Genomic DNA, 16,003 nt, shown 5'->3' with positions numbered 1-16,003 from the left:
CGTCAGCAATAGCGGTATTGAGCGTGCAGCCCGTCCAGCGGATTGTCGGCAATCAAGTCGCCACCTAGACTACTGATCACCGCACAGGCACCGTTGAGCGCTGTTTGAATGGCGCCTTCCGCCCAGCCACCGGTGAAAGAGCAGCCGCACCCGGCGAGGTACAACCCCGTGTCCTGTTGTGGGTCGAGGGCCGTTTTGAATTGGTAGAACAAGCGCTCCGAGTAAATATCGTCACCCGGAAAGTTGAGTTTGAAGGCACCCAGCGAATGCTTGTCGGTCAGCCAGTCATACTCCAGGACGTAGCGCTGGTAGTTACCATCGAGCGGTAGCAGGTGGCTGGCAAACTCTGGAGCGCTCATGGCCAGTTCATCGACAAGACGCAGGCAGCGCTGAACTTTGTCGGTCATTGAAACCATCTTGTGGGAGTCGTCTTCCCAGGTGTAGCTGATCAAAACCACGCCCCAGGACTCAGGATCCTGAGGCGCGTAATCGAGGCAGTACACGCCCTTCACCAAGGTGTCTGTCTGGATGTTCTGTGGCAGTCCGTGTTTCAACCAGAACTTGTCTTTGGTCAGGATGAACAGCTTGGACGAACCGACCATATGGGTTTCGTTGATCGCCCGCGCCACATCACGATTCACGAAGGCCTGGTTCTGCGTGAGCTTCATGTTCACCTGCAGCGCCCGGGTGGTGGTCGTGGTAATTACCCGGTCGCAGGCATAGGTTTCGCCATTGCTGCCGGCCAGCAGGATTTCACCGTTATTGCCCTTGTTGATGGACTCGATGCGGGTGCGACAGATTCGGTCGCGCAGGGGCATGCCGTTGAATGACGTATCGGCAATCAACTCCGACAGCGACGAGATGCCCATCGGCACCAGCCGTTGATTGACTTCGAGGCCATTGACCACCAGCCGCAGAATTTCGGTAAAGGAGGCGCGGTAGACCGATTGGAAACCGCCCGAGCCAATCCCCAGTGACCCGAATAGATGGAAGTCTTCGGGTTTGCGCCACTGTTGTCCGCCGGGCGGGTTACTGCCGGTGAAAATCCGCACCATGGCCGAATAGAACGAGCTGTCGCCGAAGCAATCCAGATAGCGCTGCCATTCCGGCTGCACTTCCGCGTAGTTGTGTTGTTTGAGTAACTCGGTCAGTAACAACGGTGGCGCCAGGCAGGTGCCGTCATCGAAGGTCACGCCTTCTTTCAAAAACGCATTCCAGCCCCGATGGACCGTGCTGAAAATCGCTGGCGGCGGCTGCATGGCCGCCCAGTGATGAGTCTCGCCGCGGTAGTGAATTTCAGTGTCCACGACACCGGGGTCGGGAAATGCTTCAGTGGTTTCGATACCGAAGCGGTTCAGGTAGTGAAACAACCCGACCTCGCTGGGAGGAAAGCGCATTGCGCCCATTTCGGCGATGAATTGCGGGTGGTCGTCGTCAAAGCGCTGGGTCAGCAAGCGCCCGCCCAAGTGTTCCTCGGCGGCCTCGAACAGCGTGACCCGACGGGCGCCTGCACGTAGCAGTTCGTAGGCAGCGACCAGCCCGGTCAACCCGGCACCGACAATGCCGATGTGTCTGTTGGCCGTTTCGGGTGGCAAGTAACCGATCGCATCGACGGCATTGCGCAAAAACTGGCCGTAGTCGTACAACAGGTCAACATACGGAAAGGAACAGGGAAATGTGGCTTCGTCGAAGCCGGTACTCATAACGTTCACGTGTGATTCTCGATAAATCAGATGATTAACTGCAGGCTTTCAATCGCTCGGGAGGGATTGAGCAGAAGTACTTTTTTGCCTTTGATTTTCCAGGTGCCTTCGACGTTAATCAGTTGATGCTCGACGGTGACCGGGAAATGCCATTCGCTGTCACCGCGGGCTTCGCAATAGAGCATGTTGGTGCTACTCGATGCGCTCAGATCATCGTCTTCCAGGTGGATCAACGAACACTGGGCGATATGCAAACCGCGACTCTTGGGCTGTTGCGAGTAGTTACGCGCGTTGGTCAAGCGGTTGATGCGCAACGTGGTCAGAAACCGGTCTTCATACAGCAGCGAGGACTCATGGAGGGGGCTGGTCTGTTCTCGCCTCAACGGTATCCAGTAGGTGTATTCGGGAGTCAGCAGTTGTTGCCAGGCACTGAAGTCTTGCTGGTCCAGCAGCTGGATTTCGCTGGCAATCAACTGTTCGATCGCGTGTTTATTGTTCTGGTGGAGTTGCATGGTTTTCCCGCATCAAGTGCTGCCAGCTGTTGTAAAAGTTGCGCATCGCCATTTCGCTGGTGCCCGAAACCACCTGGGTCCGCTCATAGGATTCGTTCGATTCAAAGAGTCGTGCCACGTTGACCCACTCGTTGGCGTGACTGCGTAATCCCTCCGTCGCCCGCTCGTACATTTCCACATCGTCGTGGGCCACCATCGAGCAGGGGGAATTGATCAGGTTGTTGTACTGGACGGTTCTTTCCAGCAACTGGATGGGGGCACCCAGCAACTCGAAGATCCATGACTCGACCACCGTCTCCTGAGCGCTGATCGGCTTGATCACCCGCAACGTCTGGATCGGTCCCTTGACCATCAGGTTCGGGAAATAGACGGTGTTGTGTCGGGTGTCTTCGAGAATCTCGGTGGCCTGGCGTTCGCCATAGCTCTGGACCATCAAGTCCCAATACCCCGGAATGTCGGCATAGGCTTTATGGATCGAGTTGCTGACGCCGGTATGCCCATGGCCGTTGGGCCAGGTTCGAATGCCCATGTTGGCGAAAAACTCGTAGGACGCCATGAACGGCGAGAACAGCTCGACCACCATGGGCGAAGGGCTGGTCTGGTCGCTGGTTTCCTTCCACAAGCGAATCGCTTCGCCCGCCGAGGACTCATGGGCAATCATCGGGTGACAGGTGTCGGTCTGGTTATCGACGACCATTTTCCAGTTGCAGCGATGTCGGTGCAGGATCGGCTGGCCAACGATGCGAAGCTGACCCAGGGGTGAGCGCAGCACCATGTTGTCCAGTGTCGATAATGACTCGCCGAAAAACGTGTTGAAGTCGATGCCTTCCGCCTGGAGGCGGACAAACACAAAACCGCGATAATTCTCCACCGCCGCGACGGCTTGCATTCCTCTGTGGGCAGAGCACGTGCTGAGGTCGCAATCGTCGTATTCCTTCTTCACCGGAATACTCAACAGTTCGCCATCGGTCTTGAATGTCCACGCATGGTAAGGGCAGCGGATGAACCGGCCGACGTTACCGCGAGGCTCGGCCAATACTTTTACGCCTTTGTGCGGGCAGCGGTTATGCAGGACAACAATCTCTCCATTTTTTTGCCGGACCATTGCCAATGGTTGTTGGGCAATGTCGGTGGTGAAAAAGTCACCAGGCTGCGGGATCAGACTGTCGTGCCCCACATAGCACCAACTGGCGGCGAAGACGCTGTGTTGTTCTTGTTCAAAGAGCTGTTGATCAAGGAAGAGCGATTTGTGCACTTCTCTGCCGTTGAAGTAATTGTCCAAACGGTTGTCCTCGTTAGATCGCCAGCTTCAGGCGTTGGCTTTTGGCCCGCGAGACGCAGGGATAAATCGTTGTGCTACAGGCGGCTTCTTGTTCGCTCATGATGAAATCGCGATGATCGACTTCGCCCTCAACGACCTCTATTGCGCAGACGCCGCACTCACCGCGCCGGCAGTCATAGAGCGGGTCCAGGCCGGCCGCCTCGAGCGCCTCGAGCAAGGATTGATCGGGATTAACGTTGACGCTGATCCCCGACTCGACGGCGTCAATCACAAAGGCCGACGCATCGTCTTCACGGACCACATTGAAGATTTCAAAATGGATGCGCTCGCGCGCCAGGCCATTGGCCTCTGCATGGCAAAACACCTCGTTGAGCATCGATTGCGGACCGCAGACGTAGAGCCGGTCGTGTGGAGCCAGATCGGCCAGCACCTGGCTGACAGAGCGACGGCCCTCGGGCTGATTGGAGAAGTGCAAGTGCAAGCGTTCCTGCAGCAGTGCCTGCATTGGCAAGGCATAGGCCGCGTCATCGTCGCTCCTGGCGAAATAGTGCAGGTGGGCGCTTCGACTCAATGACGTCAGGTGTTGAAGGATCCCGGTCAGCGGCGTAATGCCGATGCCGCCGGCAATCGCAATGTCCCTGCCTACGTCTTCAGTGAGCGGGTAGGTGAACGTATTGAACGGGCCATTGAGCTGCACCGTGTCGTTGACGGCCAGCGAACGAATGTAGCGACTGCTGACCGAGTCGGCAGTGAGCCGGATGGCAAAGACGACGCTGCCTTGCTGCGTAGTGCGGTCTGCCAGCTGTACCGCCGAGTAGTGCCGCCATTCATTCAGTTCGGGAATGAACCATTTGAAATGTGCGCCCGCTGCCGGCACCGCACACCCCGTTGCTAGCGGGCTGACGGTGATTTCTTTTATAGAGGCCGAGAGCATTCGGTAATCAGTGATTGTGTAGTTCATACGAGAATCAGCTTTCCTGGCTTAGCGGCGTTTCATGCAGGTAGATCCATTGGGCGTTGTGGTGATGCATGCCAATGATCGCCACCGAAACCCGTGAGCTTTCGCGCTGGCCGAGGCGATGGGTTTCCTTGTAGCGAATCGCCACGCTGTTGCCTTCCTGCCAGACCGTCTGCAGATCGCTGATGACGATCTCTAGGCCTGGCTTGGCGCCGACTGCACCTTTAAACATCTGTTCGACCGTCGCCCGGCTGACAATGGCGGCCGAGGTGGTGACCATGGTGAAGTGCTCGGCAAAGGCCGATATCAGTGGTTCAAGCGTGGCCTGCCCCTTACCGTTTGCGTCGGTGAACAGGGTGTGGATCAGCTCGTGCACGTGATGAATGCTGTGGTGCGCCTGTTCAACTATTTTGTTGTGCATGACAGTCCTTTTGAGTGTTCAACTGACTCAGTTGAAAGAGTGGGAACAGGCCCACCAGCGCGGCGATGGCAAAGGTCACGTGGTAGGCCTGGGTGGTATCGAAATGCTTCAAGAGCAGGTTGAAAACCATCAGGAAGAGGGCAGCGCCGATGCTGAATGACATCTGTCGGTTGATGTTCCAGATGACACTGGCCTTGTGGGTGTCATTGCCCTCGAAGTCCATCAGCGACGTGGTTTGTGCTGTGTTGGCACCGATGCCACCGCCGATCCCCATCAAGCTGTAGGCGATGACGATCACCAGAAAGTCTGAGGGATCGTTTACCAGTAACAGGGTGGCGATGCCGGCGCTGTGCAAGAGCATGCCGAGGGCAAACAGCCGCTTGGCGCCCATCCGGTTATAGACCCGGCCACAGATCAGCATCGCGATGAATGCGCCGATGGCGTAGAGGATCATGAACATCCCTGTCAGTCGGGCGCTGAAGTGCAGGGTGTTTTGCAGGAAGAAGATGCTCATCAAGTTGACCCCCGTGAACACACCGGGAATCGCGTAATAGATAAAGATGGAGGTGCTGAGTTTTTTGCTTTTGAGCAGGCTCAGTTCAATGATCGGATTTTTGCAGGTGCGGTAGTGCAGCCCGTACAGCACGACGAACGTAACGCCGGCCATGACGAAGAGGGCGGCCACCCATGCCGGAGCGTCGCCGCCATACAACGACATGCCCATCAGCAGGCTGCCGAGTGCGGCGCTGACCAGCAGCAAGCCCTTGATGTCGGGTCTGGGCAAAGTCGTCGGTCGCGCTTCGTTGATCCAGAACCATGACAGCAATGCCGCGATTAGTGAGAACGGGATGTTGCTGTAGAACACCCAGCGCCAGGAGCTGCTGTCGACGATGATGCCGCCGATGGTCGGTGAAATGGCGGGCGCAATCAGGGCAACGGCCATGACCAACGTGGATATTTTCGCCCGCTGCTCGCCCTTGAACAGGTTGAACGTCAGTGCCTGTCCGACAGGAATCAACAGGCCGCCGCCAATCCCCTGGACGAAGCGCCAGATCACCAGCTCGTTGAAACTGTTGGCCAGCCCACACATCCACACGGAGGCTGTAAACACGATCATCGAGGCGGTGAGGATTTCCCGACTGCCAAAACGACCGGCCAACCAGGTGCTGACCGGAATGATCAGTGTCAGCCCCAGAATATAAGCGTTAGCCACCCAGGCAACGTCTGAAGTACTAACGTGCAGCGCTGCCGATATACTCGGTAATGCGACCGCTGACATAAAGATGTTAATGCAGTCTATAAAAAAGCCGATCAGAAATATCAGTGCAACTTTGTAGCGATAGGTCATGTTGTTTCCCCTTTGCCGCAAAGAATAGGGGTGGTGGACTTGAACTGTCGATACGACTATCCTTGAAACAATGTTTGACGGGATTTAACAGTGAGCCATATTTCTATGCACACTCATCTTAATCGGGTCCAGACATTCCTGGCCGTGGTCGATTTTGGTTCTTACACCAAGGCTGCCAATTACCTGAGCATCAGCAAGGCCATGGCCAGCCTGCATGTCAAGGCGCTGGAGGACGTGCTGTCAGCGACGTTGTTGATTAGAAATACCCGAAATATATACCTCACCGAAATCGGTCAGGACTTTTATGAAGAATTCAAAGGTATTGTCGCGGACATCGATAACGCCTTCGATAATGTATTAGAAGGGCATAATCGGGTGTCCGGCAAGTTGCGCTTCAGTTCCACCAGTGAATACGGCGAGGCCTATATTCTTCCGTTGATACCGCAATTTATAGAACGCTATCCGGAAATAAAACTCTGTTATAACTTCAACTCGTCACTCAATGATCTGGTGGCGGAAAAGTTAGACCTGGTAATCCGTTTAGGCAATTTGGCGGACTCGGCTTTCAAGAGCCGTAAACTGGCGGATTATGAAATTGTCCTGGTGGCTACCGAGGCGTTTCTTGCACGTCACCCGGTGCAGAATCCTCAGGACCTGAATTCGGTGCCGTGGATCGCCAACAGCAACCTGCAGGCACCGACCCAGTGGACGTTGCGCCATCCGCACTTGGGGGCTGTCGAGATCAACGGGATCAATCAGTTTGAATCTAATTCTTCCACGGCCATCCGCTCCATGACGTTGTCGTCGCTAGGCGTCTCGGTGCTGCCCGCCTGGGTGATCAAGGACGATATCGCCAGCGAGCGGCTGATCCGGTTGTTGCCCGACTATTCGCTGCCCTCGCAGACCGTCAACGTGGTGTTTCCCAACAGCCCGCATTTGCCCCACAAATCGAGGGCATTCATCGATTTCCTGTTGCTACATCTGGCGCAGTAAGCACCAAATAAAAGCCCCTGAATCGAGAGATTCAAGGGGGTTTCGTTTAACCGGATACTCGTCTTGACTGATCAAGCCCAATGTCTGCTTTTGGCGATTTCTGCCTGTCACAACTGGCCGAAATCGACCCAGAGCGAACGGATACAAATGCAATTAGAAAGCCCGCGCATAGCGGGCTTTTGTCGAGCAGGTTGATTGACTAGCGGTTAAATCGCTCGACCAATGAGTACTGGGTCATGGCTGTTTGAGTTAATTCCTTACTCAGCTCTGCGGAATGTTTCGCCTGTTCAGATGTTTGATCTGCCAGATTCGCGATGGTCGTGATGTTGCGGCTGATTTCCTCTGCTACGGCGGTTTGCTCTTCTGTCGCCGCGGCAATCTGGGTGGTCATGTCCGTAATGTGCGCTACGGCTTCGCTGATACCGACCAATGCTTTGTCTGCCTCAAGCACCCAGGCGACGCCTTCTTCGGCCTGTCGATGCCCGCTTTCCATGGTCTTTACGGCATTGTTGGACGAGACCTGTAGCTTGGAAATCAGGCTATGGATTTGAGTCGTGGACTGAGTCGTGCGCTGTGCCAACTGGCGCACTTCATCGGCGACCACCGCGAAACCTCTACCCATGTCTCCCGCGCGCGCGGCTTCGATGGCAGCGTTCAGCGCCAGCAGGTTGGTCTGATCGGCAATGCCTTTGATGACGTCGACCACCATCCCGATTTCATTACTGTCTTTAGCTAATTGCGCGACCGTCAGCCCTGTTTCACCCACCACCACGGAGAGGCGCTGAATGGCTTCGCGGGTGTCTCGGGCCACGTCGCGTCCACGCCCGGTCAGCACGTTGGCTTCCTGGGTGGCATCAGCCGTGCGCTGAACATGGCTGGCGACCTCTTGTGTGGTCGCCGCCATCTGATTTACGGCGGCTGACACTTGCTCAGTCTCGACTCGTTGGCGTTCGAGTCCGCGCGAACTATCGGAGGCAAGGCCGTCAGATCTTCCGGCCAGACCTGTGAGTTGCTCTGCGGTGTCTTGTAACCGAGTCAGGCACGTCTTGAGCCGGGATGCCTGGCTCTCAAAGGCCGTTTCAAGACGCGCCTGAAGGCCGCGCTCGTCGCTGTACATTTTGGCCAGCAACGAGTCTGAGGTTGAGGCTTCAGCCATTTCCAACAAACGCAGCGCTCCTCGATTTTGCTGGCGCGAGACAATCAGCCCGACCGGAACCGATACCCCGACAGCCAGCATGATGGCCTCAGCAGTGCTGAGAAAGACGCCGCCCAGCGTGCCCACTAAACCCATCGCCAAAACCGGCACCCAGCCGAGTAGGGCGGGTTGCCATTGATCCCGGCTTGGGACAGCAGCCTTTCCGAGGCTGATGCGCTTGTAGAGCGCTTGGGCGCGGCGGATTTGGTTGGCCGTCGGCTTTACTCTGACCGATTCGTAACCAACGACCTGGCTACCTTCGAAAACGGGCGTGACGTAGGCATTGACCCAGTAGTGGTCGCCGTTTTTGGAGCGGTTCTTGACGATGCCCATCCAGGGCTTGCCTTGCTTAAGGGCGGCCCACATGTGGGCGAATACGGCGGAGGGTACATCGGGGTGACGAACGATATTTTGCGGCGCGCCGATCAGATCCACCTTGTTGAAACCGCTGATCTCGACGAAGGCGTCATTGCAGTATGTGATAACGCCTCTTGCATCTGTTGTGGAGATGAGCTTCTGCTGAGGGACGAGTGAAATTTCACGCTGCGTAACTGGCTGATTATTTCTCATTATGACTGCTCCCTGGTTCCTATAAGGCCATCGACTGCCATTCAGAAAAGTTAATGCGATATTACTAAAAATACTTTAATAACAATTGGTTGCATTTATTTTTTTGTCGATTATGCGGTGACTGTAGTGCGGTTATTGGCATGGATTAAGCCCGTGCGACGATGTTGAGCCTGCAATGGTTAGGGAGAACAACAAAAAGTCAGAGTACGGCGGACTTTCTATGGGAATAAATGATTTTCTTGTCTCAATCTGGGCGCCATGCTGTGAGCGCATCGTGGAAAGCATAGCGCCTGAATGAAAAAGCCTTGCGCTAGTTTAGCTACGGGGAGCCATGTGCCGAATCTGAGTAGCGTCCGGATTGAGCGCTGAGCGTTCGAGAGTCGCTTCTGGCCGTCAGCCGCCCCCACGCCCGGCGTCAAGACCTGATCCGACTGGCAGATTCCCCCTGCGTTGCTAACCTCATACACAGCAATCACCCCTGTACAAGGATTGGGGCAGTGAAGGGACACGCAGTCTTGGCAGTCGTGAGCGCGATGCTCTGCGACATGGTTTACGGTGCACAGCTCCAAGTGGAGGTGCGCATTGACGTACAGCGTGGTTGCCAATTGGTGGGTACCACTCGCAGTACCGGTATCGAACAACTCGGGGTGCTGGATTTTGGCAGCGGCCCGCGCCTGGATGACCCTGCTGGCCCGTTGAGTGCCGCGCTGATCAGCCAGCGCCAACCACGCCTGGAGTGCAACCCGGATACGCCCTATCAGGTACGAGTCGACGGTGGCCTGCACGGTGGCGTTGGCGAGGTGCGTTACCTGGCTGCCGCGTCTGCGTCAGGCAAACCCATTCCCTATCGGATTTATACCGACGCCGCCCGGCGAATCCCTCTGGCCGTGGATGTGCCGGTCAGCGGTCGTGTACCGGATTCAGGGTCGGTGGATTTACCGCTTTACGGGCGTATTGAGCCGCTCAAGGGCATTCCCCAGGTTGGGCGCTATTCCGACCTGCTCAAGGTGACGGTGACATGGTAGCCCGCCGTTGTGCCTTCGCGGCGCTGGCCGGCCTCTTGCTGCTGGCCGATGACGCCAACGCTGCCGTCAGCGGGCAGATTCACGCGCGGCTGGTGATTACCGCCAGCTGCGAGGTGAGCAAAGGCACCGACAGCGCCCCGGTCAGCCCGGACGGCCGGGTGGCGGTGCTGGATTTCGGTAACCATGGCCCGACTTGGGACAACCGCTCGAGTGCCGAGATCAGTGACAGTGAAAGGGCGCCGTTGGCGGTCTCTTGCAACCCGTCGGTCAGCAGCTTCACTGTGACCATCGATGGTGGTGCCCATGGCGACGGCAGCACCCGGCGTCTGAGCAACGGTCGACAGACCATTCCCTATCGTCTTTCTGCCGATGCTTCCGGTCGCAACAGCTACAGCATCGGCCAACAACGCAATTTCGTCGTGACCAAGAGCACACAAATACCGATTCTGGTATTCGGCTCGGTGGAGGCGAATGCCAGGGCCTTACCGGCCGGGATCTACACAGACACCCTGACGGTGACACTGGATTGGTAAACCATGAGGAGAACATCATGCATGCACTTGTCTCGAAAGTAGGTCTTCCGTTGATGGCGCTGGTGTTGGCCTCCAGCGCTCAGGCGGCGACCACCGTGACCGGGCAAATCAGTTCCACCCTGATATTGACCAACAGTTGCCTGGTCAATGGCGTGGGCGGTACCACGGGCTTGAACTTCGGTACGCTCAATTTTGGTACCACCAACAGCCAGTTCACCACGGCCAACGGCCAAGTGCTGGGCGGCGGTGGGGGCGCCCTGTCCATTCAGTGTTCTTCGGGCACATCGCCGGTGATCACCGTGGGCGCAGGGGCCCATGACGGCCAATCGACGGGCGGTACCCGGGCACTGTACGACGGCGTTGCCAATTATGTGCCTTATGATTTCTATACCGACTCCGGGCATTCGACGCTTCTGGCTATCAGCGGAACGATCAACGTGGGCGCGAGCACAGGCCTGGCGCAAACCGTGAATATCTACGGTCAAGCCGTGGGCAAGACGGGGCTGCCGGCCGGTACTTACACCGATACGGTATCCGTGCAACTGACGTTCTAGAGCCATGAAAGGCGTCTGGTACACGACGGCGGCGGTGGTTATCGGCTGGGGGATGCCGGTGTCACTGTTGGCGGTCACCACCCAAACATTCCAGGTCAGCGCGACAATTACGCCGGGTTGCCTGGTGGTCGGCGGCGGGTCGAACTATGGCAGCCTGACCTTCGGCACCTATTCGGCGTTATCCACCAGCAGCGTTTCCGTACCGCTGAGCGGCAGTGTGACCCTGCAATGCACGCCGGGAGTGACCCTGAACATGAGCGTCGATGGTGGTTTGTACAACAGCAGTGGCCGGCACCTGCAGCTCAATAGCGGCAGTGCACAGGTGGCGTACCAGTTGTTTCGGGATGCCGCGCTGAGCCAGAGTCTGGGGATCAGCCAGAGCGTCAACGTGGCCTACAGCAACGCCAACAACATCACCCTGCCGATTTACGGACAGGTGCAGTTACCGGGTAATCAGCCTGGGGGGACGTACAGCGACGTGTTGCAGGTGCAGCTGTCGTGGTAAGGCTATTGGCATAAGGAGTGGGGTCTATGTATTCAGCTTCCCGGCGGTTATGGGTTGCGGGTTTTATCGGGCTGGTGGCGTTAGGCATGGGAAAGGTTCAGGCCGCCAGCTCCGTGCTGATCTGGCCCATTGATCCGGTTCTGGAAGCGGATCAACAGGCCAGCGCGTTGTGGCTGGAGAACCGTGGCACCGAGACTGCCAACCTGCAAATCCGTGTGTTCGCCTGGAGCCAGAGCGGGTTTGATGATCAATACCAGAACCAGCGCGACGTGATTGGCAGCCCGCCGGTGGCCAAGATCGAACCTGGGCAGAAGCAACTGGTGCGCCTGACCCGAACCCGGGAAGTACCGCCGGGCCAGGAGCTGGCCTATCGGATCATCATCGATGAAATCCCTTCGGCGACGCCGGTAGCACCACCTGCCGATGGCAAGACGGCTGCTGCCATCCGCTTTCAGATGCGTTATTCGGTGCCCTTGTTCGTCTATGGCCCCGGCCTGTGGAGCAAGGACGACAGCACCCGCCAGCGGGATCCGAAAGGCGCGGGCAAGCCTGATCTGAGCTGGAAGAAGGTCACCGTCGCCGGGCGTAACTATGTGGAAATGCGCAATCAAGGTGCGGTGCACGCCCGGCTGACTGATGCCGCGCTCAAGCAGGGCGGCCAGTCTAGGCCGCTGGTGGAGGGCTTGCTCGGCTACGTGCTGCCGGGCGCGACCATGCGCTGGCCGGTACCGGATACGGTGCCGGCCGATCAGCCGTTGCAGGTGCGGATCAACGGGGCAACAAACGTGGAAAACATTAAGCCAGCACGGTAGTGCCACGGTCTGGAGCGTGATGCAGGGGCAGCCCCTGCTATTAACAGGATGGAGATGTCCATTGAAGGACACAAAGCCTTCATGAGCCATGATCGGCATCGTTATCTGTGGCGATCGGTGTTGGCAGTGAGTTACCTGTATGGCCTGGTGTTCGCGCCTCTGGGCATGGCCGCTGCGTTGCCGCCCCCCCCCGGCAATATGGAGGCTGTTGCCGATGCACAGTTGTTTCTGGAACTTGTGGTCAACCAGATGGACACCGGCCGGGTGGTCGCCGTCAATCAGCGTGCCGAACGGTTGTTCCTGCCGGCGGCCACCTTGCGTGACGTGGGTATGAATCTGCCCGCTGGCGTGACCGAAGAAGTCGCACTCGACAGCCTGGCCGGGCTGCACAGTGACTACGACAGTCAGGGCCAGCGTTTGTTGCTGAATGTGCCGCCAGCCTGGTTGCCGGATCAGCTCATCGGCAACCGCAGCAACTACCCGCGTACCCAGGCGATGACCAGTTTTGGCGCCTTGCTCAACTATGACGTGTACCTCAACGACACCGACGACAGCGGTACTTACCTGGCCGTCTGGAATGAAGTACGGCTGTTTGATACCTGGGGTACGCTGTCCAACACCGGCCAGTATCGCAGCACCATTGGCTCCCAAGTGGAAGGCAGCACCCTGAACAATGGCTACCGGCGCTATGACACCACCTGGCGCTTTTCCGACGATGAACGCCTGCTGACTTACGAGGCCGGCGACGTGATCAGCGGTGCGTTGCCCTGGAGCAGTTCGGTACGCCTGGGGGGTGTGCAACTGTCCCGGGACTTTGCCGTGCGCCCGGACTTGGTGACTTACCCCTTGCCACAATTCGCCGGTGAGGCCGCCGTGCCATCGTCGGTGGACCTGTTTATCAACGGTTATAAATCCAGCGGTGCCGACCTGCAGCCGGGGCCCTACACCCTGACCAATATTCCTTTTATCAACGGCGCGGGTGAAGCGGTGGTGGTCACCACTGATGCCCTGGGTCGACAGGTTTCGACTACGGTGCCGTTCTACGTCACCAGTACGCTGCTGCAAAAAGGCCTTTCGGATTTTTCGGTGGCCGCCGGTACTCTGCGCCGGGACTACACCGTACGGGACTTTGGCTACGGGCCCGGGGTGGCCAGCGGCAGTTTTCGTTACGGGCTATCGGACACGTTCACCCTGGAGAGCCATGCCGAAGCTTCCAATTCCCTGACCCTGGGAGGGCTGGGCGGCAACCTGCGGCTGGGCAACTTCGGTGTGCTCAACACGGCCCTCAGCCAGAGTCAGTTCGACGGCGAGAAAGGCCAGCAATTTAGCCTGGGCTATCAGTACAGCAGCCAGCGCTACAGCCTGTCCTACCAGAGGGTACGGCGTCGTGACCAGTACGCCGACCTGACCCTGATCGACACGCCATACGCCAGCCTCAGCAAGCGCAGCGAACAGGTGACCCTGAGCCTGAATCTGGACAGCTACGGTAGCATTGGCGCCGGCTATTTTGATGTGCAGGCGGCGGATGATTCACGCACGCGGCTGTTGAACCTGACCTGGAGTAAACAGCTGTGGCACAACACCAGTTTCTACCTGTCCGCCAACCGCGAGATTGGTGACACCAACTGGGCCATGCAGGCGCAACTGGTGATCCCCTTCGACATGTACGGCAGCCTGAGCCTGGGCAATGAACGCAGCCAGACCGGGGAAAATCGTCAGCGGGTCAACTACAGCCGTGCAGTCCCCACCGATGGCGGCGTTGGCTACAACCTCGGCTACGCTCATGGCGACGGTCCGGCCTATCGCCAGGCGGACCTGATCTGGCGCTTGCAATCGGTGCAGTTGCAGGCTGGCGTGTATGGCAGCAGCGATGCGCAAACCCGTTGGGCGGACGCCAGCGGCTCGCTGGTTTGGATGGACAAGCAAGTCTTCGCCGCCAATCGGGTCAATGACGCCTTTGTGGTGGTCAGCACCGATGGCTTTGCCGGTGTGCCGGTGCTCTACGAGAACCAGAAGGTAGGGGAAACCGACCGCAACGGGCATTTGCTGGTGCCTTGGAGCAGCGCGTATTACCGCGCCAAGTATGAAATCGATCCGTTGAACCTGCCGTCCAACGTGCAAACCCCGCAGGTCGAACAACGCGTCGCGGTTCGCCGAGGCAGCGGCTACGTGCTGGAGTTTCCAGTGCGCCGGGTCATTGCGGCCAGCATCACCCTGGTGGATGCTCAGCACCAGGACCTGCCCCTGGGCAGCCTGGTGCAGCATGAGCAAAGCGGCGCGCAGGCGGTGGTGGGCTGGGATGGCCTGGTCTACCTGGAGGGCCTGGCCGAGCACAACACGTTGCGGGTGACTGTGGGCGAGGGCCACACGTGCCAGGCGACATTCGAACTGGACATCAAGCAGGAACAGGTGCCGCTGATTGGCCCGTTGGTTTGTCAATGACGTAAGGAGTGTGGACATGCGGCTCAAGCAAGGGGGGTACTCCCTGGCGCTGCTGGCAAGCCTGGGTTTCGCGGAACAGGCCCGGGCGGCTTGCTCAGTGGTGTCGACCATGCCGGCCGGTTTCGGCTCGGTGAGTTCGATGACGGTGCGTACCGCCGCCCAGACCAGCTCGACCACCAACGCCGGCTTGAGTTGTGGAGAGACGTTGATCTCGCTGCTGGCGGCCAGCGATCACTTCTATGCAACGATCACTTCGGCGACCAGCGGCATGGTCGGCCCGACGGGTGACGTCATTGGTTATACGATTTACGCCAATAACAGCACCAGTTACCCGATCACTCGTGGGACCCAGTTCGACTTTGCCAGCAACGGTATTGCCCAGAGCCTGGGCCTGATCTCCGGACCCGGCAATAAAACCGTGCCGATCTACCTGAGCAGCATTACCGGCAGCAATGTGGCAGCTGGCCTTTACACCGAAACGCTGAGCATTGCCTGGAGTTGGAATTACTGCGCGGCCCTGGGGCTGGGTAGTCTGTGTATTTTGCGCGACATCAATAGCGGCGTCGCCAGCCTGACCGTCAGCATGACCGTGACCAATGACTGCCAGATCACCGCGCCCAATATCAGTTTTGGCAGCGCACCGGTGGTCAGTGGCTTCGCCGCGGTGACCGGCCAAACCATCAACATCGCCTGCACCAAGGGCAGTGCCTACACCGTGGGCTTGAGTGACGGCCAGAACCCGGCAAGCGTGGGCGGGCGGCGGCAGATGATCTCCGGCAGCAATCTGCTGGCCTATGACATCTTCAAGAGCGCCACCACCACCCGTTGGGGCAGTGTGACGACCGCGCGCCGCGCCAGCTCCACGGCCGAGGTCAACCCGGGCAACGGCCTGGGTACCGGCAGTCAGATTTTCAACTACAACGCCAAGATCTACACGGACCAGAACACCCCGCCGGGGGGGACGTATATCGACAATGTGGTGCTGGACGTAGGCTTCTAGAGCCGCAGGGTTTGCTTGAGCATTTGTGTGGTCGGCTGGTCCGACGGGCTAACTATTGCATAGTTAAACCGCTGCAGGATCAGTACTCGGCTTGCAGCCCATCGGAATGGCTGCTGCCACGAGGGTGCCGCCGGTGGCATCAGACCGCAG

At 58.1% G+C, this 16,003-nt stretch carries 15 protein-coding genes and 1 pseudogene; 8 read left to right on the top strand and 8 right to left on the bottom strand.

Translation table 11 applies throughout. The features are described 5' to 3' along the window. Nucleotides 1-2 precede the first annotated feature (2 nt). Genes ACA056_RS18000 through ACA056_RS17975 form a run of 6 tightly spaced genes read right to left on the bottom strand, consistent with a single transcriptional unit; the run spans nt 3 to nt 6,224 of the window. Nucleotides 3-1,712: an NAD(P)/FAD-dependent oxidoreductase gene (locus tag ACA056_RS18000; protein WP_497266606.1), complete on the bottom strand. Its 1,710-nt coding sequence runs from the start codon at nt 1,710-1,712 to the stop codon at nt 3-5. Nucleotides 1,713-1,729: 17 nt separating this feature from the next. Further along, the gene (locus tag ACA056_RS17995) at nt 1,730-2,215 is read right to left on the bottom strand and encodes an aromatic-ring-hydroxylating dioxygenase subunit beta (RefSeq protein WP_497266604.1); all 486 of its coding nucleotides are present in this window, start codon (nt 2,213-2,215) and stop codon (nt 1,730-1,732) included. Further along, nucleotides 2,193-3,497, bottom strand: coding sequence for a Rieske 2Fe-2S domain-containing protein (locus ACA056_RS17990; RefSeq protein WP_497266602.1), 1,305 nt, complete (start codon nt 3,495-3,497; stop codon nt 2,193-2,195). Before ACA056_RS17990 ends, ACA056_RS17995 begins: the two co-directional genes overlap by 23 nt. A gap of 13 nt (nt 3,498-3,510) precedes the next feature. Further along, on the bottom strand, nt 3,511-4,458 hold the full coding sequence (locus ACA056_RS17985) for a flavin reductase family protein (RefSeq protein ID WP_497266600.1): 948 nt from the start codon (nt 4,456-4,458) through the stop codon (nt 3,511-3,513). A gap of 7 nt (nt 4,459-4,465) precedes the next feature. Beyond that, nucleotides 4,466-4,876 carry a DUF4440 domain-containing protein gene (locus ACA056_RS17980; protein ID WP_477800135.1) on the bottom strand — a complete coding sequence of 137 codons (411 nt, stop codon included), beginning with the start codon at nt 4,874-4,876 and terminating at the stop codon, nt 4,466-4,468. Then, nucleotides 4,857-6,224, bottom strand: a complete 1,368-nt coding sequence (locus tag ACA056_RS17975; protein WP_497266598.1) for an MFS transporter — start codon at nt 6,222-6,224, stop codon at nt 4,857-4,859. Before ACA056_RS17975 ends, ACA056_RS17980 begins: the two co-directional genes overlap by 20 nt. 105 nt (nt 6,225-6,329) lie before the next feature. On the opposite strand from ACA056_RS17975, the gene ACA056_RS17970 reads away from it, so the two are divergent. Then, nucleotides 6,330-7,217 carry a LysR family transcriptional regulator gene (locus ACA056_RS17970; protein ID WP_497273565.1) on the top strand — a complete coding sequence of 296 codons (888 nt, stop codon included), beginning with the start codon at nt 6,330-6,332 and terminating at the stop codon, nt 7,215-7,217. Between the two features lie 199 nt (nt 7,218-7,416). On the opposite strand, the gene ACA056_RS17965 is transcribed toward ACA056_RS17970, so the two are convergent. Next, on the bottom strand, nt 7,417-8,508 hold the full coding sequence (locus ACA056_RS17965; RefSeq protein WP_497273564.1) for a methyl-accepting chemotaxis protein: 1,092 nt from the start codon (nt 8,506-8,508) through the stop codon (nt 7,417-7,419). A 201-nt stretch (nt 8,509-8,709) separates the two neighbouring features. Continuing rightward, nucleotides 8,710-8,982: pseudogene (locus ACA056_RS17960) on the bottom strand (PAS domain-containing protein); the annotation flags it as partial. Nucleotides 8,983-9,515: 533 nt separating this feature from the next. Between ACA056_RS17960 and ACA056_RS17955 the strand changes: the two are divergent. The 7 genes from ACA056_RS17955 to ACA056_RS17925 are packed head-to-tail and all read left to right on the top strand — an operon-like array spanning nt 9,516 to nt 15,853. Beyond that, nucleotides 9,516-10,007 (top strand): Csu type fimbrial protein, encoded by a 492-nt coding sequence (locus ACA056_RS17955; RefSeq protein ID WP_497273563.1) that lies wholly within the window; start codon nt 9,516-9,518, stop codon nt 10,005-10,007. Continuing rightward, nucleotides 10,001-10,540 carry a Csu type fimbrial protein gene (locus ACA056_RS17950; protein ID WP_497266596.1) on the top strand — a complete coding sequence of 180 codons (540 nt, stop codon included), beginning with the start codon at nt 10,001-10,003 and terminating at the stop codon, nt 10,538-10,540. Before ACA056_RS17955 ends, ACA056_RS17950 begins: the two co-directional genes overlap by 7 nt. Nucleotides 10,541-10,557: 17 nt before the next feature. Next, nucleotides 10,558-11,094 (top strand): Csu type fimbrial protein, encoded by a 537-nt coding sequence (locus tag ACA056_RS17945; protein WP_497266594.1) that lies wholly within the window; start codon nt 10,558-10,560, stop codon nt 11,092-11,094. A gap of 52 nt (nt 11,095-11,146) precedes the next feature. Continuing rightward, nucleotides 11,147-11,599: a Csu type fimbrial protein gene (locus ACA056_RS17940; protein WP_497273562.1), complete on the top strand. Its 453-nt coding sequence runs from the start codon at nt 11,147-11,149 to the stop codon at nt 11,597-11,599. A 26-nt stretch (nt 11,600-11,625) separates the two neighbouring features. Further along, on the top strand, nt 11,626-12,411 hold the full coding sequence (locus ACA056_RS17935; RefSeq protein ID WP_497266592.1) for a fimbrial biogenesis chaperone: 786 nt from the start codon (nt 11,626-11,628) through the stop codon (nt 12,409-12,411). Nucleotides 12,412-12,459: 48 nt separating this feature from the next. After that, a complete protein-coding gene (locus ACA056_RS17930) occupies nt 12,460-14,853 on the top strand; it encodes a fimbria/pilus outer membrane usher protein (protein WP_497266590.1) in 2,394 nt (797 codons plus the stop codon). A 16-nt stretch (nt 14,854-14,869) separates the two neighbouring features. Then, a complete protein-coding gene (locus ACA056_RS17925; RefSeq protein ID WP_497266588.1) occupies nt 14,870-15,853 on the top strand; it encodes a Csu type fimbrial protein in 984 nt (327 codons plus the stop codon). The last annotated feature ends 150 nt before the right edge of the window (nt 15,854-16,003 follow it).

The sequence above is a fragment of the Pseudomonas sp. LBUM1666 genome (assembly GCF_059695775.1).
Note: the sequence above shows the minus strand (reverse complement) of the source record. Positions and strands in the feature narration are given on the sequence as shown.